Raw genomic sequence first — 19,504 nt, 5'->3', positions numbered from 1 at the left:
GCGAAAGATGGCGCTCCCTAGGGGACTCGAACCCCTGTTCCCGCCGTGAGAGGGCGGTGTCCTAGGCCGCTAGACGAAGGGAGCGTGCGGATAAAGCGAGCAATCATAGGATGATTGCCGAAGCGGTGGTATTATACCGAGCTTTAGCATTTGCTCAACATGAATCTTCGAGCCGCAGGGACGGGCGCCGTCCGGCCAGCCTCTCAACCCGGTTCCGGGGCTCTGCTTCGGAACCGCACGCGAAGGCGCCGCGTCAGTGGGCGATGTTGTAGCGGGCCCAATAGGCGCGATGGCCACCGCGGCCGCGCAAGGAAAATATAAGCAAAGCGAGGATCGTCTCATCAGCGCGTCACGAATCATCCCCCGGCCGGAGCACAACATCTCCCGAGCCGATATCAGCGACTACGCCCTCAAAGTCCTTTACCGCCTCCAGAACGCGGGTTATCAGGCCTATCTGGTGGGCGGCGGCGTGCGCGACCTGTTGTTAGGGCGCGAACCCAAGGACTTCGACGTCGCGACGGACGCGCGCCCCGAGGAGGTGCGCGCTCTGTTTCGCAATTGCCGCTTGATCGGGCGGCGCTTTCGTCTAGCCCACGTGCACTTCGGGCGCGAGATCATCGAGGTGGCGACCTTCCGCGGCCCCGCCACCGAGGAGGGTGAGGGCGCCTTGCAGGACGATTCTGGCATGATCGTGCGCGACAACGTGTACGGCACCCTCGAGGAAGACGCCTGGCGCCGTGACTTCACCGTCAACGCGCTCTACTACAACATCGCGGACTTCTCCGTCGTGGACTACACCGGCGGTCTGGACGACCTGCATGCAGGGGAGCTGCGCTTCATCGGCGATCCCTGGCAGCGTTGCCGCGAGGATCCGGTGCGCATGCTGCGCGCGGCGCGCTTTGCCGCCAAGCTCGGCTTTCGTTTGCACGCGGAGACCGCCGAGGCGGTGCGTGCGCTCTCGCCCCTGCTGGCACAGGTACCGCCCGCGCGCCTGTTCGAAGAGGTGCTCAAGCTATTCCTGAGCGGGCACGCGGTGGCGGCCTACGACCAGCTGCGCCAGTTCCACCTGTTCGACCATCTGTTCTCACAGACCGAGGCGAGCGTGTCGGTGCAGGCCGAAGGGGTGCCGCTCACCTTCGTACTGCGCGCGCTGGGCAATACCGACGCGCGCCTGGCCGAGGGTAAGCCGGTCACGCCGGCGTTCTTGTTCGCCGCGCTGTTGTGGGAGCCGTTGCAGTTGCACGCGCGCCGCTACGAGGCCGACGGCGTGCCGAAGGCGGAGGCCGTCCAGCTTGCCGCCGACGAGGTGATTGCGGGCCAGGTGGCGCGCGTGGCGATTCCGCGCCGCTTCACTCAGCCGATGCGCGAGATCTGGGCCTTGCAGGAGCGCCTGACGCGCCGCGCCGGGCGCCGCGCGGCGCAGTTGATCGAGCAGCCGCGCTTTCGCGCCGGCTACGACTTCCTGCTGCTGCGCGCCGAGGCGGGCGAGGACGTCGCGGAGCTGGCCCAGTGGTGGACCGATTTTCAGGAGGCGGACGGCACCACCAAGGAGGCGCTGGTGCGCGCGCCCGCGGCGACGGGGGAGGGTGAGCCCGAGCGCAAGCGGCGCCGGCGCCGGCGTCGCCGCCGAACGGCGCAGCCGACGCCCGACGCCTGAGCGGCGCGCACGGCCGGTGATGGTGCGGGCCTACGTCGGTATCGGCAGCAATCTGGGGGATCCCCTCGCCCAGGTCAGCCGTGCCCTCACGCGCCTGGCGCAACTGCCGGGCGTGGACGCCGTCATCGCCTCGCCCTTGTACCGCAGCGCGCCGCTCGGCCCGCAGGACCAACCCGATTACGTCAACGCCGTCGCCGCGCTGGACACCGAACTTGCCCCGCACGCCCTGCTGGATGCGCTGCAGGCCCTTGAGCAGGAGCAGGGGCGGGTGCGCGGTGCGCAGCGCTGGGGACCCCGCACCCTCGATCTGGACCTGCTCCTCTACGGGGATCTGCAGCTCGTCGATGCGCGCCTCACCCTCCCGCACCCGGGACTGCACGAGCGCGCCTTCGTCCTGTATCCTTTGCGGGATATCGCGCCGGACCTCGATATCCCGGGGCATGGCCCGCTGGGTCCGCTGGTGGCGCGCTGCTCCGACGCGGGGTTGGTGCGGCTGGCGACCGGAGTCGCGTGAGGCGGCTCATCCAGGCATCCTGTTTACACGGTACACACACGGGAGCGGCAGCCGTATGAGCAGCGCGTTTCGCTACATTGTCGTGGAAGGTCCCATCGGCGTCGGCAAGACCACCCTGGCCGGTCGTCTGGCGCAGAGTTTCAGCGGCGAACTGCTGCTGGAGGGTGACGAGGAGAACCCCTTCCTCGACCGCTTCTACCGCGACCCGCGCGGCGCCGCCTTGCCGACGCAGCTCTTCTTTCTGTTTCAACGGGCGCGGCAGCTCAAGGGGCTGCGCCAGGGCGACATGTTCCGACCCCTGACCGTCGCCGACTTCCTGATGGGCAAGGACCGGCTGTTCGCCGAGCTCAACCTGGACGAGGACGAGCTGGATCTCTACCGCCAGGTGTATGAACAGCTCACGCCCGCCGTCCCCACGCCGGATCTGGTGATCTACCTGCAGGCGCCGGTGGAAGTATTGCAGGCGCGCGTGAAACGTCGCGGCCGACCCAGCGAGCGGCACATGAACGAGGACTATCTGCAGCGCTTGTGCGACGCCTACACGCGTTTCTTTCACCACTATCACGACTCGCCGCTGCTGATCGTCAACGCCACCGAGATCGACTTCGCCACCAACGACGCCGACTACGCCCAGCTTCTGGAGCAGGTGCGGGGCATGCGCAGCGGCCGGCACTACTTCAATCCGTTGCCCATCGCGCTGAACTCATGAGCCGACTCAGTCTCACCCAACTGCGCCGCATGAAGCGGGAAGGTACGCGCATCGCGTGCCTGACCGCCTACGACGCCGCCTTCGCGACGGTGCTGGACGAGGCGGGCGTCGACGTGCTGTTGGTGGGCGATTCGCTGGGCATGGTGCTGCAGGGGCACGACTCGACCCTGCCGGTCACCGTGGACGACATGGTGTACCACTGCGCCAACGTGAAGCGCGGCAGCCGCCATGGCCTGATCGTGGCCGACCTGCCCTCGCTGAGCTACGCGACCCCGGAGCGGGCGCTCGACAGCGCCGCGCGGTTATTGAAAGAGGGTGGGGCGCAGGTGGTAAAGCTCGAAGGCGGTGCGCCGGTGCTCGACGCGGTGCGCTTGCTCGCCGCGCACGGCGTGCCCGTGTGCGCCCATCTCGGGCTGCTGCCGCAATCGGTGCACAAGGTGGGCGGCTACCGCGTGCAGGGGCGCGGCGCCGCGGGCGAGGCGCTGCTCGAGCAGGCGCGCGCGCTGGAAGCGGCGGGCGCCGACCTGTTGGTGCTGGAGTGCGTGCCGGCGGCGTTGGCCGCGCAGGTGACCCAGGCCTTGGAGATTCCGGTGATCGGCATCGGCGCGGGCGCGGGCTGCGACGGCCAGGTGCTAGTCTTGTACGACATGCTCGGCATCACGCCCGGCAAGCGCCCCAGCTTCGTGCACGACTTCATGAGCGAGGCGGGCGATGTTCCTGGCGCGGTGCGCGCCTACGTGCAGGCGGTCAAGGAGGGGCGCTTCCCCGGTCCGGAGCACAGCTTCGACTAGGGCACATTCCGCATGGATCTCTGCAACACCGTCGAACAAGTGGCCGCGCATCGGCGGCGCTGGCGGGCGGGCGGCGAGCGCTTCGCCTTCGTCCCCACCATGGGCAGCCTGCACGCGGGGCATCTGGAACTGGTGCGCGAAGCACGGCGGCGCGCCGCGCGCGTGGTGGTCAGCATCTACGTCAATCCCCTGCAGTTCGGTCCCACGGAGGATTACGCCGCCTATCCTCGGCACCTGGAGGCCGACGCCGGCCTATTGGCCGAGGAGGGCGTCGACCTGCTGTTCGCGCCGAGCGACGATCAGATCTACCCCTACGGTCGGGACGGTGCGATGCGCGTGGTGGTGCCGCCCGCGCTCGGCAACATCCTGTGCGGCGCCGCGCGTCCGGGCCACTTCGACGGCGTGGCCACGGTGGTCGCGAGGCTGCTGAACATCGTGCGCGCCGACGTGGCCGTGTTCGGCGAGAAGGACTACCAGCAGCTGTTGGTCATCAAACGCCTGGTCAGCGACCTACGCCTGCCGGTGCAGGTGGTGGGGGCGCCGACGGCGCGCGCCGCCGACGGGCTGGCGCTGTCCTCGCGCAATGCCTACCTGACGCCTGCCGAGCGCGCCCGCGCGCCGGCGCTGCACCAGACGCTGGAGGCGGCGGCGGCCGAGCTTGCCACCGGCGTGCGCGACTATGCAACGCTGGAGCGGGAGGGCGCTGCGGCACTGCGCGCGGCGGGCATGGAGCCCGACTACTTCAGCGTGCGCCGCCTGGAGGATCTCGCGCCGCCCGCGCCCGACGAGCAGCGCTTCGCGGTGCTGGCCGCCGCGCGCCTCGGACGCGCGCGCCTCATCGACAACGTGCTGGTGGGGCGCACCCCGGACTGAGGGGCGCGTTGTTGAATGCCGAGTGCGGTGGCTTCATAATGGTCGCCTTTGCTTGCGTCCCCGGTTGGGAAGGTGACATGCAGACCATCATGCTCAAGGCCAAGTTGCATCGGGCGCGCGTTACGCACGCCGAGCTGCATTATGAAGGCTCCTGCGCGATCGACGGGCACCTGCTCGACGTGTCCGGTATTCGCGAGTACGAGCAGATCGAGATCTACAACGTGACCAACGGCGAGCGCTTCACGACCTATGCCATACGCGCCTCCGAGGGCTCGGGCATCATCTCGGTCAACGGAGCCGCCGCGCATAAGGCGAACGTGGACGATCTGGTGATCATCTGCGCCTACGTCGGCCTCAGCAACCAGGAACTGGTGAACTACAAGCCGAACCTGGTCTACCTCGGCGAGGGTAACCGCATCACCCGCTGCTGCAACGCGATCCCGGTGCAGGTCGCCTGATCGCCGGGCGGTTCGCCGCCCGCATTCCTTTCGTCTGACCCGGCGCCCCGCCGGGCGCCATCGCGCGCGGCCTATACTCACCACGGAACGAGATGCTCGCCAAGGAGGCCGCATGCCCGCGATATCACCCCTGCCCAGCCTGATCGTGCACGGCGGCGCCGGCCGCTGCCCGGCGGATGAGTGGGAGGCCCGGCAGGAGGGTTGCCGCGCCGCCGCCGAGGCCGGTTGGGACGTGCTGGCACGCGGCGGAAGCGCGCTGGAGGCGGCCGAGGCGGCGGTGGTGGTGTTGGAGGACGACCCGCAGTTCAACGCCGGCACCGGCTCCGTGCTGACCCGCGACGGCGAAGTCGAGCTCGATGCCTGTCTGATGGATAGCGAGGGCCTGCGCGCGGGCGCCATCGGCGGCGTGCGCGGGGTGAAGAACGCCATTCGCTTGGCGCGGGCGATCTTGGAAGACGGCCGGCATGTGCTGCTGGTGGGCGAGGGCGCGCGCCGCTTCGCGGAGGCGCACCAGGTCGCCCTGTGCGACCCAAGCGAACTGGTGGTGGCGCGCCAGGCGCAGCGTCATGAGGAGGCGCGCGGGCAGGAAGGCGGCGACGGCGAGGTGAACGACACCGTCGGTTGCGTCGCCTGCGATGCGGCCGGTCGTTTCGCCGCCGCCACCTCCACCGGGGGCCGCTTCGGCCAACTCCCCGGACGCGTGGGGGACTCGGCGCTGGTCGGCGCCGGCAATTATGCCGACGAGGCCGGCGGCGTCTCCTGCACCGGGATCGGCGAGGCCATCATCCGCACCGTGATGGCGAAGTCGGCGCTCGACCTGACGCGGTTCGGGCTGGACGCGATGGCCGCGGCGCGCGAGGCGGTGGGGCTGCTCGAGGCCCGCACCCGCAGCGAGGCGGGCCTGATACTCATCGACCGGCATGGTCACGTGGGCTACGCGCACAACTGTGACCACATGCCGGTGTGCTACATCCAGGCCGGCGGGGCCACGGTCACCGATATCTGAGGCCACACGTGAGTGACGACGCCGTTCGCCGCGACCCGCGCAAGGGCCGCGGCGCGACCGACAATCCGGACGTCCGCTTCCACGCCCACCGGCGCGAGGCCTACGACGACGGCTGGGCGCGCGCCGACGAGGAGGCGCCGGTGCTGCGCACCACGGTGAGCCTGGACGCCACACGCAGTATCCTCGCCTTCAACCAGTCGCCCGACATCCCCTTCGACCGCTCGATCAATCCCTACCGCGGCTGCGAACACGGCTGCGTCTATTGTTTCGCGCGCCCCACCCACGCCTACCTGGGGCTGTCGCCGGGGCTGGACTTCGAATCGCGTCTGGTGGCCAAGCCCGAGGCGCCCCGTCTGCTGCGCGAGGCCCTCGCGCGCCCGGGCTACCGCTGTCGGACCCTGGCGCTGGGGACCAACACCGATCCCTATCAACCCATCGAGCGCGAGTGGGGTATCACGCGCCAGATCCTCGAGGTGTTGGCCGAACACCGTCACCCGGTGGCAATCGTCACCAAGTCCGCGCTGGTCGAGCGCGACCTCGATATCCTCGCCCCCATGGCCGCCGAGAACCTCGCCGCGGTGTACGTCTCCATCACCACCCTGGACCGCGCGCTCGCGCGCCGACTCGAGCCGCGGGCCGCGGCGCCCCAGCGGCGCCTGGAGACGGTGCGGCGGCTGGCCGAGGCGGGGGTGCCGGTCGGGGTGATGGTGGCTCCGCTGATCCCGGTGCTCACGGATGCCGAACTCGAGGACATCCTGCAGGCGGCCGCCGAGGCGGGGGCGCAGACGGCGAGCTATGTGCTGCTGCGCCTGCCGCTGGAGGTCGAGGGCTTGTTCCGAGACTGGCTGCAGGTGCACGCGCCCCTGAAGGCCGAGCACGTGATGGCGCGCGTGGCCGACACGCGCGGCGGCAAGGCCTACGATGCGCGCTTCGGCGCCCGCATGCGCGGCGAGGGGGTGTTCGCCGAGCTGCTGGCCAAGCGTTTCCGGCTCGCGCGCCGGCGGCTCGGTCTGGACGGACCGGGGCCGGCCCTGGACGCGGGCCGATTCGCACCCCCGCGCCACGGGCCGCAGCAGCTCGATCTTCTGTAAGTCTAGGAATTCCCGAAAGCCTCGCCGCGCCAAGCGGCGGCAGCGCCGAGTGCCGTCGCCTACACTTCGGTAAATCCTGCGCGTCCGCGTCGACGACAGGCCGGCCGATTCCCGCCTGACCGTCGTGCGGCCCGTGCGTGCTCACGCCAGGGGAGGTCGTGCATGAGGGCGAAGCCGCCCGAGTCCATAGGCTCTGCGCATCATGCGTTGCGGCCGATCGACGTGGTCGCCATCATCGTCGGCCTGGTCATCGGCGCCGGGATCTTCAAGGCGCCCGCCATCGTCGCCGGCAGCCTGGGCAGTGAACCGCTGATCCTCACCGCCTGGCTACTGGGCGGCATCGTGTCCCTCATCGGCGCGCTGTGCTACGCCGAGCTCGCCAGCGCCTATCCGACCCGCGGCGGCGAGTACCACTACCTGAGCCGCGCCTACGGGCGGCGGCTCGGCTTTCTGTTCGGCTGGTCGCGTCTGGCGGTGCTGCAAACCGGCTCCATCGCGCTGCTGGCCTTTGTATTCGGCGACTACGCCAGCGCCCTTTGGCCCCTTGGCGAGAACGGCGCGGCGATCTACGCGGCGACCGCGGTGGTGCTGCTCACCGGGCTCAATCTGGTCGGACTGCGTCAGGCCTCCGGGCTGCAGAATGCGATGACGCTGATCACCCTCGGCGGGCTGCTGACCATCATCGTGTTGGGCCTCACCCTCGGCGGCGGCGCGGTGCCCGCCGCGGAACCGGCCGGCGGCCTGCGCCCGGGCGAGGCGATCGGGCTCGCCATGATCTTCGTGCTGCTCACCTACGGCGGCTGGAACGAAGCGGCCTATGTCTCCTCGGAGCTGCGCGGTGCGCGGCGCAACATGGTGCGCGTGCTGGTGGTCGGCATCGGCCTGATCACCTTGGCTTATCTGCTGGTCAATCTCGCCTACCTGCGCATGCTCGGCGTGGACGCCATGGCGGGCTCGGAAGTGGTCACCGCCGACGCCATGCGCGCCGTGCTGGGGGACAACGCGGCGCGCCTGGTCAGCGCGCTCATTGCGGTGGCTGTGTTCGCCTCGATCAATGTCACCATCCTCACCGGCGCGCGCACCAACTTCGCGCTGGGGCGCGACTTCCCTGCGCTGGGCTTTCTGGCGCGGTGGCGCGCGCAGGGCAACGCGCCGGTGGGCGCGCTGCTGGTGCAGGGCGCCGTGGCGCTGGCGCTGGTGTTTATCGGCGCCCAGCAGCGTTCCGGTTTCGAGACCATGGTGCACTATGTCTCGCCCGTGTTCTGGCTGTTCTTCCTGCTGACGGGCTTGGCGCTGATCGTGCTGCGCGTGCGCGAGCCCCAGGTGGCGCGGCCCTTCCGCGTCCCGCTGTATCCCGTGTTGCCGATCCTGTTCGTCGGCAGCAGCACCTACATGTTGTATGCCAGCCTCGCCTATTCGGGATTGGGCGCGTTGTTGGGAGTGGCGCTGCTCGTCCTGGGCGTGCCGATGTTGTGGTGGGCGGGTCGCGGCCGCGGGCTGGTGTCCGCTTCGGTCAAACAAGGAGGTAGTTGATGCGCATGGCATGGACCGCTGCGGGATTGACCGCGCTGCTGTGGGTGGCCGCCGCCGGGGCGCGGGATGTGCCCTACGTTCCCACGCCGATGGATGTGGTGGAGGAGATGCTGGAGCTCGCCGAGATCGGGCCGGACAGCGTGCTGTACGACCTGGGCTCGGGCGACGGGCGCATCGTGATCAGCGCGGCCAAGGATTATGGCGCGCGCGCCGTCGGCATCGACATCGACCCCAACCGCATCGACGAGAGCTGGGAGAACGCGCGTGTCGCGGGCGTGACCGACCAGGTCGAGTTTATCGAGGGCAACCTGTTCGACCTCGATCTCAGCGAGGCCGACGCGGTCACGCTGTACTTGCTGTCGACGGTGAATATCAAGCTGCGGCCCAAGTTGCTGCGCGAGCTCGCGCCCGGCACCCCGGTGGTCTCGCACGCCTTCGACATGGGCGAGTGGGAGCCGGACGAGGTGCGCCACGTCCAGGGGCGCGTGGTGTACTTCTGGCGGGTACCGGCCGAGGTCAGCGGGGTCTGGCGCGTGGCGGCGCGCGGAGAGGAGGGCCCGCTCGCCTTCGATCTGCGCCTCGACCAGGTGTTTCAGGAGGTGCACGGCGAGGCGGAGATCGACGGCGTGCTGGTGCCGCTGGAGGCGGTGCGCCTGGACGGCGATCGTCTGAGCTTCACGGTGACCGCGCCGGGCGCGCACGTCTACGAATTCTCCGGCACCGTCGCGGGCGAGGACATGGTCGGTGCGGCGCGTCCGCGCGGCACGGATCAGGACACCTTGCATTGGAGCGGCCGCGCGAGCAGCCGCGGCGCGTCCCTGGCGCAGTAAGTGCGCACTTGACCCTGCCCGCGTGTGGGCCAGACTGAGTATGAGGACGGTGGCGCTGCACGGGCACATCGTCCGTCCGGGAGACACGGATGACCAAGGATCACGGACCGCAGATCAAGGACGACAGTCAGTACGAGCGTCTGCGTGAGCAGGGCGCGAGCAAGGAGAAAGCCGCACGTATCGCCAACTCGCCGCGCCACGCCACCGGACGCAAGGGTGGCCGTGCACCCAAGTACGAGGACTGGCGTCGCGAGGATCTGTATGAGAAGGCCAAGGAGCTGGATATCGAGGGCCGCAGCACCATGAACAAGGCCGACCTGATCGACGCCCTGCGCCGCCGCTAGGCGCGTCGACGGGTCTTGGCCCTCACCCGCGACAAGCGCCTTCATCATGCCGCTCTTTCGAGCGGTGCACCGCCCATGCTCCGCGCCGGCTGGCGCGGGGCGCGGTGCTTTGTCCTCATTGCCTTCGCGCTCGGCCTCCTCGCCGCGCTTATCGGTTGCCACCCGCCCCCGTCCGACGACACGCTGGTCTTCAAGCACGCCAAGCTGTTCGGCGACCCGCGCGCGCTGCGCGCGTTGCTGGACGACTTCGAGGCGCGCACCGGCCTGACCGTGCGCCAGGAGTTGTTGCCCTCCGGCAGCGACGAACAGCGCCAGAGCTATGTGATCGACCTGCGCGGGCGCGCCGCGAGCTTCGACGTGTTCGCGGTGGACGTGATCTGGGTGCCCGAGTTCGCCGCCGCCGGTTGGTTGCGCGACCTCACCGATGCCCTGCACCCCGATACGCGCGCCGCGCTGTTCGACGGCCCCCGCGAGGCCGTGACCTACCGCGGACGGCTGTACGCCGCGCCCTGGTTCATCGACGCGGGGCTGCTGTATTACCGCAAGGACGTGCTGGCCCGCCATGACACGGCGCCGCCCGAGAGCTGGGCGGAGTTGCGGGCGGCCGCGCAGCGCATCGCGCCGCAGGAGGGGATGTACGGCTTCGTCTGGCAGGGGCGTCAGTACGAGGGGCTGGTGACCAATGTCCTGGAGTACCTGTGGAGCAACGGCGGCGAGGTATGGCGCGACGGTGCACCCGTGATCGACTCCCCGGCGAACCGCGAGGCGCTCAGCTTCCTGGTCGCTCTGGTGCAGCGCGACGGGGTGACGCCGCGGTTCGTCACCACGCTCACCGAAGAGCCCGCGCGGCGCATCTTCGGCGACGGCAACGCGCTGTTCCTGCGTAACTGGCCCTACGCCTGGGCGCTGTTCGAGCGGCCCGAGTCGGCGGTGCGCGGCCGGGTAGGGGTGTCGGCCCTGCCGCGCTTCGCCGGCGGCGAGGCGGCCGCCACGCTGGGCGGGTGGCAGTTGGCGGTCAATCCCCATTCGCGCCGCCCGCAGCAGGCCGAGGCCCTGGTCGCCTACCTCACCTCGCGCGAGGCGCAGAAGGCCTTGGCGCTTGCCTACGGCTTTCAACCCGCGCGCCGCGATCTCTATGACGACCCCGAGTTACGCGCCGCCCAGCCGCAGCTCGCGCTGTTCTATCCCATCTTCGAACAGGCGCGGCCGCGCCCGGTGAGTGCGCACTACGCGCGCCTGTCGCAGATCCTGCAGGCGGAATTCTCGGCCGCCGTGGCCGGCGTCAAGAGCCCGGAGGCGGCGCTGCGCGATGCCCAGCGCCAGGCCGAGGCGGCGCTGTTTTGAACGGCGTGCACCGGCAGGCGGCGGGCTTTCTCGCCCCGGCGGTGTTGCTGCTGCTGGTGTTCACGGGCTTTCCCAGCGTCTACGTCATCTGGCTGGGCTTGACCGACGCCTCGCTGCTCGCCCCCGAGGCGGGCTTCGTCGGCGCGGACAATTATCTGCGTGTGGTGGCCGACGCGCGCTTCTGGAATGCGCTGTGGAACACGGTGTATTTCACCGTGGTGTCCGTGTCGGTCGAACTCGCGCTGGGGCTCGGCATCGCGCTGCTGCTGCGCCACGCGTTTCGCGGGCAGGGCATGATGCGCGCGCTGGTGCTGGTGCCGTGGATGGTGCCGACGGTGGTCTCCGCGCGCATGTTCGAGTGGATGTACAACGTCGAGTTCGGGGTGCTGAACTACCTGCTCGGCGCACCGGTGAACTGGCTGGGCGATCCGACCCTCGCCATCCACGCGGCGATCGCCGCCGACGTGTGGAAGATGACCCCGTTCGTCGCCTTGCTGTTGCTCGCGGGCCTGCAGGGCATCCCGCGCGATCTGTACCGCGCGGCGCGCGTGGACGGCGCCTCCGCGTGGCTGATGTTCCGGCGCATCACGCTGCCGCAGCTCGCGCCGCTGATCCTCATCGTGCTCATCCTGCGCGTGATCGACGCCTTCCGGGTGTTCGACGTGGTGTACGTGCTGACCGGCGGCGGCCCCGGCAACAGCACCGAGACGCTGTCGATCTACGCCTACAAGATCCTGTTCCAGACTCTGGATTTCGGCTACGGCTCGGCGCTGGCGGCGGTGACTTTCGCCCTGGTGGCGCTGATCACCGTCGGCTTCACGCTGCGCCTGCGGCGCGCCTGGCAATGAAGCGGGTCTGGCTGTACGGAGGTTTGGCCGTGGTGGCGTTCTACAGCCTGGCGCCGCTGCTCTGGCAGTTCGTCACCTCGCTGACGCCCGAGCACGAGCTCACCACCTTGCCGCCGCTGCTGCCTACGCGCGCGAGCACCGCGCACTACCTCGCGGTGCTCGGCGACCACCCCCTCGCGCGCATCATCGCCAACAGCCTGATCGTGGCGGCCGGCACCACCGCGTTGGCGCTCGCCGCCGGCTCGCTGGCCGCCTTCGCACTGGCCAAGCTGCCGGTGCGCGGCAAGGCGCTCATCCTGCTGGCGGTGCTGGCGACCTCGATGTTTCCCCCCATCGCGACGGTGAGCCCGCTGTACCTGCTGATTGTCGGTCTGGGCCTGCGCGACACGCTGCTCGCGCTGGTGTTGGTGTACACCAGCTTCTCGCTGCCGCTCGCCATTTGGCTGCTCACCGCGTTCCTGCATCAGATCCCCGACGAGCTTTACCGCGCCGCGCGCGTGGACGGCTGCACGCCGCTGCAGGCGTTTCGGCGCGTGCTGCTGCCGCTCTCGGTCCCGGGGCTGGTCGCCACCGGGCTGCTGGTGTTCATCGCCGCCTGGAACGAGTTTCTCTACGCGCTGACCTTCACCTCCACCACCGCCTCGCGCACCGTGCCCGTGGAGATCGCCCAGTTTCCGGGCCTGCACGAGGTGCCGTGGGGCGAGATCGCGGCCGCCACCATCACGGTGATCATCCCCTTGGTGGTGATTGCGTTCCTGTTCCAGCGGCGCATCGTGGCGGGCCTCACGACGGGGGCGGTCAAGGAATAGCCGAGGCCTAGAAGAACAAGGAGCACTGGATGGCGAGCATACGCTTCGAGCGACTGAGCAAACGCTACGCGGACAAGTCCATCATCGAGGGACTCGACCTCGCCATCCGCGATGGGGAGTTCTTCACCCTGCTGGGGCCGAGCGGCTGCGGCAAGTCCACCGCGCTCAATCTGATTGCCGGTCTGGAGGCGCCCAGCGCGGGCGCGCTCTATCTGGACGAGGCGCGTGCCGATCACCTGCCGCCCGCCGCGCGCGACGTGGCCATGGTGTTCCAGAGCTATGCCCTGTACCCACACATGAGCGTGTTCGAGAACATCGCCTTTCCGCTACGCGTGCGGCGCCTGCCGCGCGCGCAGATCGCGCGCGAGGTGCACGCCGTGGCGGCGGCGCTCGGGCTCGACGCGGTGCTCGCCGCGCGCCCGCGCGCCCTGTCGGGCGGGCAGCGCCAGCGCGTGGCGCTGGGCCGCGCGCTGGTGCGCCGCCCGCGCGTGTTCCTGATGGACGAGCCGTTGTCCAACCTCGATGCGCGCCTACGTCTGGAGATGCGCGAGGAGCTCAAGCGCCTGCACGAGACGCACGGCATCACCACGGTGTACGTCACGCACGATCAGGAGGAGGCGATGGTGCTTTCGGATCGCGTCGCGGTGATGCACGCCGGGCGCATCGAGCAGGTCGACACGCCGCTGGCGCTCTACCGCACACCGGCCACGCGCTTCGTGGCCGAGTTCGTCGGCAGCCCGCCCATCAATCTGTTGGAGGGCGCCGCGCTCGCCGACGCGGGACTGGCGCCCGCGCAGGCGCGCGACGCGTTGATCGGAATACGCCCGGCCGATGTGCAGGTGCGCGCGGGCGGCGGCGCGGCGGACGCACTTGCCGCCCGCGTTGAGGTACTGGAGCCCACCGGCAGCGACCTCTGGGTGGTCGGCCACTGGCAGGGCGGGCGGATCAAGGGGCGCGCGGCGCCCGACGAGCCCTTGCGCGAGGGCGAGACCGCGAGCTTTCACATCCCCCGCGAGTGCCTGCACCTGTTCGATCCCGAAAGTGGTGCGCGGCGGTCGGACGCGGCGTGAATGCATCGACCGGTGGAGCGCGGCACGGGGTTCTGTGGGTCCGCTAGTAGGCGTCCCGATTGACGAGCTTGAAGAAGCGGCTCTCGGCCCCGTCCTTCAGTTCGTCCTGATGTAGGAAGGCGAGGTTCTGATCCTCGAACTTGTCGAAGAACGCGTCCCAGGACAGGTCCTCGAGTTTGTCGTCCGCCTCGCTGCCGGGGAAGTTGATGCGCAGGATGCCGGGATCGTCGCCGGCGCCGGTGTTCTTCACCGCCGCCGGGCGCCCGCCGCGCGCCTCGACCCACTGGCGGATCGCGGCGTGATCGGTGGTTACGTGTGCGTCGCTCATCATGCACCTCCTTGTCCATGTGAGGATGCTGCGCAGTTTCCGCTGCTCTACTCGAGCGCTCTCCCTGAGTATAAGCAGAGCGCAGGGATTGCCCTCGCGTCAGGCGCGGCGTGTGCGCCGTCGGGCCCCGCTCGCGGCCAGCACGCCTGCTACCGCCGCCCCCAGCGCCAGCCAATGACGGTGCTGCGAGGCCTTCAGCTGCACGCTGTGCTCGCTGGCCTCGGCGTCGAAGCGCCCGCGCGCGCCGTGGTCCTCGTCGATGGGCTCGAACAGATTGCCCGTGCGCCCGCCTTCGAGCGGCTCGTCGGTCTGCTGTCCGCTCCAGGCCTTGCGCGCCAGCACGTGGTCGAGCAGCCAGGGCGCCACGCGGTTGCCGAGGATGGTCTGCGCGGTGGCCTTGCCGACCCAGATCTCACGGCGGCGGTGGTGCGCCACGTGACGAATGGCCTCGGCAGCCACCTCCGGCTGGTAGATCGGCGGCAGCGGCTGGGGATGATAGGGCAGGTGGCTGCGCGCCCAGCCGAACTGGGGCGTATTCATCGCGCCAAGCTGCACCATCCCGACATGCACCCGGCTGCTCTCGTGGATCAATTCACTGCGCACCGCCTCGGTGAAGCCGCGTAGCGCGAACTGGGAGCCGCAGTAGGCCGATTGCAGCGGGATGCCGCGAAAGGCGAGTGCCGAGCCGACCTGGATGACCGTGCCGGCGTCGCGCGGCGTCATACGCCGCAGCGCCGCCATGGTGCCGTACACGGCGCCGTGGTAGCACACATCCGTGACGCGGCGAAACTCCTCAGGCTCGAGCAGCTTCAACGGCGAGAACACCGTGACCATCGCGTTGTTGATCCAGAGGTCGATCGGACCGAAGGCCTCCTCGGCCTGGTCCGCGGCCGCCTCGACCTGCGGCGCGTCGGCCACATCGCACGGGATCACCAGCGCCTCGCCGCCGGCATCGCGCACCTCACGCGCCGCCGCGTCGAGCCCGGCGCGCCCGCGCGCGAGCAGCACCACGTTCGCCCCCTCGCGGGCAAACAGCCGGGCGGTCGCGCGGCCCACGCCAGCCGACGCACCGGTGATCACTACCACTTTCGCTGCAGGCATGGCGCAGCATCCTCCATGATGACCCGTGATCCAAACAACATAGTTCACGCGGTGCACGGCGTGCTTGACCCGCTCTCGGCGTAGGCATAGCGTGACAGGAGCAAAATCTCGAATAAGGGCTACCCTGCACGTTGCCGACGCGGTACATCCGCTAGGCTGCGCCGGATCGAGACGTTGCGCGTTTGATCCGCGGGCGAGGCCGGGATGTGCCGCCGTGGTCGACGCCAAGGAGTTGCGCGCGGAGCAAAGTGAAGACCGCGCTTTCGCTATGCGTGGGTCGTGAAATCCTGGATGGATTGGTTCAGACCCTTACCGTAGCCGTCGCGGCCTGGAGGGGGTATGCGCGCGCACAAACCGTGGCTGATCACAGCGCTACTGCTGGCGCTCCTGCCGGCCCCGCGGGCCGCATTGGCAGATGCGGATGCGGGCGCCCACGAGCGCTCGGTGGTGCGCATCGGCGTGTTGGCACACCGCGGCAGCGAAGCGGCGTTGTATGCGTGGCGGCCGACCGCCGCCTATCTCACGCGCACTATCCCGGGCCGCGAGTTCATCGTCGTCCCACTCACCAACAGCACCATCGGCCCGGCCGTCGCGCAGGGCCACGTCGATTTCGTCATCACCAATCCCGGATCCTATGCCGCGCTGGAAGCCCACCACGGCGTGACGCGCCTGCTGACGCTGCGCAATTTGCGCCAGGGGCAGTCCTACACGCGCTTCGGCGCGGTGATCTTCACCCGCGCCGACCGCACCGACATCGCCTCGCTCGCCGATTTGCGCGGCAAGTCGTTCATGGCGGTGCGGCCGGACGCCTTCGGCGGCTATTTGATGGCGTTGCGCGAGATGCGCGACGCGGGGCTGGACCCGGCCCGCGATCTCGCCCACGTCGCCTTCGCGGGTCTTCCGCAAGATGGCATCGTGTTTGCAGTGCGCAACGGCGTAGTCGATGCCGGTACCGTGCGGACCGATACCCTGGAGCGCATGGCCGGCGAAGGACTGATCGCGCTTGAGGATTTCAAGATCATCAATCGCCAGGAGGCGGCGGGTTTCCCGTTTCTGCTCAGCACCCGTCTTTATCCCGAATGGGCGTTCGCGCGCACTGCACGCACCAATGAGGAGCTCGCACACCGGGTCGGCACGGCGCTGCTGCAGCTCCCGTCCGACGGCCCGGAGGCGCGCGCCAGCCGCTCGGCAGGCTGGACGATGCCGTTGGATTACACCGCCGTGCACGAACTGCTGCGGGAGTTGCGTGTCGCCCCGTACGATAGCGTTGAGGACATCGAGTTGGGCAGCTTGGTGCGCCAGTACGGTTACTGGCTGATCGTCCTCGCGCTCGCGGTGCTGCTGTCGGTTGCGACGGCGCTCCATATCCTGCGCATCAATTGGCAACTGCGGGCCTCGCAGACCCGCCTGATTAGTCTTACGCGCGAGCTCGAGCATGCCAATCACGTGCTCAAACAACTCTCCATGCAGGACGGGCTGACCGGCTTGGCGAACCACCGCTACTTCGAAGGCGCGCTGGCGCGAGAGTGGGCGCGCTGCGACCGCGAGCGTCGGCCGCTCAGTCTGTTGATGACCGACATCGACCACTTCAGTCAACACAACGACCGGCATGGCCATCCGGCCGGCGACGAGTGTCTGCGCCAAGTGGCGGCGGCCTTGCGTGCCTCTGTATGCCGGCCGAGTGACTTGCTGGCACGCTACGGCGGCGACGCGTTCGCCGTGCTGCTACCGAACACCGAGCTCGCCGGCGCGCGGCTGGTGGCCGAGCGCATACGCGCGTGCGTCGCCAAACTGCGTCTGGAGGCGCGGGATGACGCGCTGGCGCACGTCACCGTCAGTGTCGGAGTGGCCACGATGGTTCCCGACGGCGATAACGACATGCACATGCTGATCGAGGTGGCCGACGAGGCGCTCTATCAAGCCAAGGCGGCCGGTCGCAATCGGGTGGTCGTCCGCCCGGGACGCACTGCGCCCGCCGAGGACGAGCTGGTGCCGCCGCACTAGCGGGCCTCGTGAAGGGGAGAGGCTTCAAGCGCCTGCTAGACTCTGGCCGAAGCGGCTTAGCGCGGGTGTCGAGGTCGAACGTGGCGGCAGGCATATGATTACTCTCGGTTGGCGACAGGTGCTGCTCGCGCTCGCCGTTTTCGTGCTCCTGGCGGCCGGGGGTGGCGTCGCCTTCATCTACTCCGGCATCTACGATATCGCCGCCACCGAGCCGCATACGCGCCCCGTGCGCTGGGTCATGCAGACCACCATGGAGCATTCGGTGAAGCGCCGCGCCGCCAATATCGAGGCGCCGGAGCTTGGCGGCGACGCACTCATTCGTCGCGGCTTTGTGCATTTCCGCCAGGAGTGCGTGTACTGCCACGGCGCACCGGGCGTCGCCCCCGAAGACCTCGGTCTCGGCCTCTGGCCGCCCGCCCCGCCCCTGGTCGACGCGCCGCGCAAATGGACCTCGGCGGAGCTGTTCTGGATCACCAAGTACGGCATCAAGATGACCGGCATGCCCGCTTGGCGCCTCACCGAGGACGACGAAGACCTCTGGGCCATCGTCGCCTTCCTTGAATACATGCCCAATCTGTCTCCACGCGACTATCAGGCGATGGAGCAGGCCGTGGAGATGGACGAACGGTTGGGCAGCACCCCTCGATAGCGCTTCGCCCTGCCGATGCGCCAGTGTCGGCGGTCGATGGTCGCCTCGACGAAACAGTGGCGCTGGATTATGGGCTCGCAGGTCGGGACGCGCGCGACTCCGTTCGCAGCTCTCGCTGCTCAGAAGCTCGTCGCGCAGTTTGCTCCGGCGAATTAGGAACACCTTGATCTACACGTGTACGTCTCGCCGATCCCGGAGGGTGCGACCTTCTCGGCGCTCAGTCTTCGCGCCCTACGTCAAGAGACCCCGCGAGAACGCGGGGTCTCTTGACCTTCCGAGCAGTCAGTCCCAGTCGTACAGATAGGCCATGTCCTTGTAGATCAGGTGGGGCAGCAGGCGCGTCTCATAGGGCAAGCCGTAGTGATAGCGCCAGCCGTTCTTGTCGCGGTCGTCAAGGACACCGTCGTGGTTGAGATCAACGGCCTGAACAGCGATGGTGCCGTCCTCCTGTACCTTCGGGGCCGTCAGGTAAATGCCCACGAAGCCTTCCCAGATGTTCCGCACGTGTGTGTAGCCTGCATCCGTGAGCAGGTTCGATGCAGCGACGCTGCGTACGCCGGTGCGGCACAGCATGTAGATCGGGGTGTCCTTGTCAGGAACGAGGTTCTGTACATAGGTGACGAATGCCGTGTCGTCCTGGAGGATGCGGGCGCCGCCGCCGGCGCAGGCGCCGTCCGGGTGCCGCTCTTCACAGTGCTGATAGATGAAGGGATACGGGATGTTGTATGCATGCTTCGGATGCCCCGCCTTGTATTCAGGCGTGCTCCGCACATCAAGAATCACCGGCCCGTCGGAAGGGCGCGTCGCATTGCCGCGGTTCAGAATCGCATTGACGTAGGCCTCTGCAGGACTGATTTGGGAATGGTAGTAGCCACAGAGACCCGACCGGCTTTCGTCGAACGGGCATGGGGGTTCCTCGTTCGCATGGGCGGTGCTCCCAAATGCCAAGGTGATGGCGGTAGCCATTGTCGCAAGGGTGTTGTGAATTATTGATCTTTTCACGTCGAATCCTCCTTGTTTCTTCTTTTGGGCGCGCTTGTGCGTAACCCTTCCGTTATATGCAGGAGAACCCCCGACGAGGGGCGCATGGAATAAGAGTCGGCTCCGCCGCCGGTTCTTTGCCGCGCTGCTCGGTATGTTGCTAGGGGTTGGAGTCCTGTACGTTAAGTGAAGTACTTGTTGTAAAAAAAACAAGTGCAGCCGAAGTCGGACAATATCGGAGTCGAAAAAAGTATAAAAGGTGCGGATGCCGACCTTCACCAACACAGCGGGGTTGCCGAGCGAAGACGGCCGCTGCGCATACCCGGGCGCACGCGCTACGGCGGGGAGACGTGAGACCACGTGGATGCTGCGCGCGCTTCGACGTTTCGGCGAAGTGTTCAAGGCTGGCGCAGCTTGCCGCAATGAACCTACACCTTCGGAAGTGTGGTGGAGCTCGATCTTCGATTCGCACAGCAGGCGAGGGAAGTGCGCCGCCCTGGGGCGATTGGCGTATTGAGGGGGGGCGCTCCTGTGCAGGAGGGCCGCTCGATCACCTTCTGCACC

20 protein-coding genes and 1 tRNA gene are annotated in these 19,504 nt (G+C 68.6%); 17 read left to right on the top strand and 4 right to left on the bottom strand.

Annotated elements, in window-relative coordinates:
- Positions 1-8: 8 nt before the first annotated feature.
- Positions 9-84 (bottom strand) — tRNA-Glu (locus tag HUS23_03000).
- Positions 85-289: 205 nt separating this feature from the next.
- Between HUS23_03000 and pcnB the strand changes: the two genes are divergently transcribed.
- The 15 genes from pcnB to HUS23_02925 all read left to right on the top strand — a co-directional run bounded on the left by pcnB (position 290) and on the right by HUS23_02925 (position 13,877).
- Positions 290-1,657, top strand: a complete 1,368-nt coding sequence (gene pcnB / locus HUS23_02995; GenBank protein ID QKT04943.1) for a polynucleotide adenylyltransferase PcnB — start codon at positions 290-292, stop codon at positions 1,655-1,657.
- Positions 1,658-1,676: 19 nt separating this feature from the next.
- Positions 1,677-2,171, top strand: coding sequence for a 2-amino-4-hydroxy-6-hydroxymethyldihydropteridine diphosphokinase (folK, locus tag HUS23_02990; protein QKT04942.1), 495 nt, complete (start codon positions 1,677-1,679; stop codon positions 2,169-2,171).
- A 55-nt stretch (positions 2,172-2,226) separates the two neighbouring features.
- Positions 2,227-2,880 carry a deoxynucleoside kinase gene (locus tag HUS23_02985; protein ID QKT02851.1) on the top strand — a complete coding sequence of 218 codons (654 nt, stop codon included), beginning with the start codon at positions 2,227-2,229 and terminating at the stop codon, positions 2,878-2,880.
- A complete protein-coding gene (panB, locus tag HUS23_02980; GenBank protein ID QKT02850.1) occupies positions 2,877-3,671 on the top strand; it encodes a 3-methyl-2-oxobutanoate hydroxymethyltransferase in 795 nt (264 codons plus the stop codon). Before HUS23_02985 ends, panB begins: the two co-directional genes overlap by 4 nt.
- A 12-nt stretch (positions 3,672-3,683) precedes the next feature.
- Positions 3,684-4,544 (top strand): pantoate--beta-alanine ligase, encoded by an 861-nt coding sequence (locus HUS23_02975; protein ID QKT02849.1) that lies wholly within the window; start codon positions 3,684-3,686, stop codon positions 4,542-4,544.
- A 77-nt stretch (positions 4,545-4,621) separates the two neighbouring features.
- Entirely contained in the window at positions 4,622-5,002 is a 381-nt protein-coding gene (locus tag HUS23_02970) for an aspartate 1-decarboxylase (GenBank protein ID QKT02848.1), read from the top strand.
- A 112-nt stretch (positions 5,003-5,114) separates the two neighbouring features.
- Positions 5,115-6,008 (top strand): isoaspartyl peptidase/L-asparaginase, encoded by an 894-nt coding sequence (locus tag HUS23_02965; GenBank protein QKT02847.1) that lies wholly within the window; start codon positions 5,115-5,117, stop codon positions 6,006-6,008.
- Between the two features lie 8 nt (positions 6,009-6,016).
- Positions 6,017-7,099, top strand: a complete 1,083-nt coding sequence (locus HUS23_02960) for a PA0069 family radical SAM protein (protein QKT02846.1) — start codon at positions 6,017-6,019, stop codon at positions 7,097-7,099.
- Positions 7,100-7,261: 162 nt separating this feature from the next.
- A complete protein-coding gene (locus HUS23_02955) occupies positions 7,262-8,632 on the top strand; it encodes an amino acid permease (GenBank protein ID QKT02845.1) in 1,371 nt (456 codons plus the stop codon).
- Positions 8,632-9,462: a class I SAM-dependent methyltransferase gene (locus HUS23_02950; GenBank protein ID QKT02844.1), complete on the top strand. Its 831-nt coding sequence runs from the start codon at positions 8,632-8,634 to the stop codon at positions 9,460-9,462. Before HUS23_02955 ends, HUS23_02950 begins: the two co-directional genes overlap by 1 nt.
- A gap of 89 nt (positions 9,463-9,551) precedes the next feature.
- On the top strand, positions 9,552-9,806 hold the full coding sequence (locus tag HUS23_02945) for a Rho termination factor N-terminal domain-containing protein (GenBank protein QKT02843.1): 255 nt from the start codon (positions 9,552-9,554) through the stop codon (positions 9,804-9,806).
- Positions 9,807-9,881: 75 nt separating this feature from the next.
- Entirely contained in the window at positions 9,882-11,150 is a 1,269-nt protein-coding gene (locus HUS23_02940) for an ABC transporter substrate-binding protein (GenBank protein QKT02842.1), read from the top strand.
- Positions 11,147-11,998, top strand: a complete 852-nt coding sequence (locus HUS23_02935; protein ID QKT02841.1) for a sugar ABC transporter permease — start codon at positions 11,147-11,149, stop codon at positions 11,996-11,998. Before HUS23_02940 ends, HUS23_02935 begins: the two co-directional genes overlap by 4 nt.
- Positions 11,995-12,807 carry a carbohydrate ABC transporter permease gene (locus HUS23_02930; GenBank protein QKT02840.1) on the top strand — a complete coding sequence of 271 codons (813 nt, stop codon included), beginning with the start codon at positions 11,995-11,997 and terminating at the stop codon, positions 12,805-12,807. The genes HUS23_02935 and HUS23_02930 overlap by 4 nt, the downstream gene beginning before the upstream one ends.
- Positions 12,808-12,836: 29 nt before the next feature.
- Positions 12,837-13,877 carry an ABC transporter ATP-binding protein gene (locus HUS23_02925; protein QKT02839.1) on the top strand — a complete coding sequence of 347 codons (1,041 nt, stop codon included), beginning with the start codon at positions 12,837-12,839 and terminating at the stop codon, positions 13,875-13,877.
- Between the two features lie 43 nt (positions 13,878-13,920).
- Here the strand turns inward: HUS23_02925 and HUS23_02920 are convergent, their stop codons facing one another.
- Together HUS23_02920 and HUS23_02915 are read right to left on the bottom strand one after the other, a co-directional pair.
- Positions 13,921-14,208: a hypothetical protein gene (locus HUS23_02920; GenBank protein ID QKT02838.1), complete on the bottom strand. Its 288-nt coding sequence runs from the start codon at positions 14,206-14,208 to the stop codon at positions 13,921-13,923.
- Between the two features lie 96 nt (positions 14,209-14,304).
- The gene (locus tag HUS23_02915) at positions 14,305-15,306 is read right to left on the bottom strand and encodes an SDR family oxidoreductase (GenBank protein ID QKT02837.1); all 1,002 of its coding nucleotides are present in this window, start codon (positions 15,304-15,306) and stop codon (positions 14,305-14,307) included.
- 339 nt (positions 15,307-15,645) lie between these two features.
- Between HUS23_02915 and HUS23_02910 the strand changes: the two genes are divergently transcribed.
- Together HUS23_02910 and HUS23_02905 are read left to right on the top strand one after the other, a co-directional pair.
- Positions 15,646-17,310 carry a diguanylate cyclase gene (locus tag HUS23_02910; protein ID QKT02836.1) on the top strand — a complete coding sequence of 555 codons (1,665 nt, stop codon included), beginning with the start codon at positions 15,646-15,648 and terminating at the stop codon, positions 17,308-17,310.
- Between the two features lie 94 nt (positions 17,311-17,404).
- Positions 17,405-17,959, top strand: coding sequence for a cytochrome c (locus HUS23_02905; protein ID QKT02835.1), 555 nt, complete (start codon positions 17,405-17,407; stop codon positions 17,957-17,959).
- Positions 17,960-18,241: 282 nt separating this feature from the next.
- On the opposite strand, the gene HUS23_02900 is transcribed toward HUS23_02905, so the two are convergent.
- Positions 18,242-18,961 carry a hypothetical protein gene (locus tag HUS23_02900; protein ID QKT02834.1) on the bottom strand — a complete coding sequence of 240 codons (720 nt, stop codon included), beginning with the start codon at positions 18,959-18,961 and terminating at the stop codon, positions 18,242-18,244.
- Between the last annotated feature and the right edge of the window lie 543 nt (positions 18,962-19,504).

It is taken from the genome of Ectothiorhodospiraceae bacterium 2226 (genome assembly GCA_013348725.1).
Lineage (GTDB): Bacteria > Pseudomonadota > Gammaproteobacteria.
The sequence above is the reverse complement of the archived record's forward strand: the minus strand, read 5'-3'. Positions and strand labels throughout refer to the sequence as shown.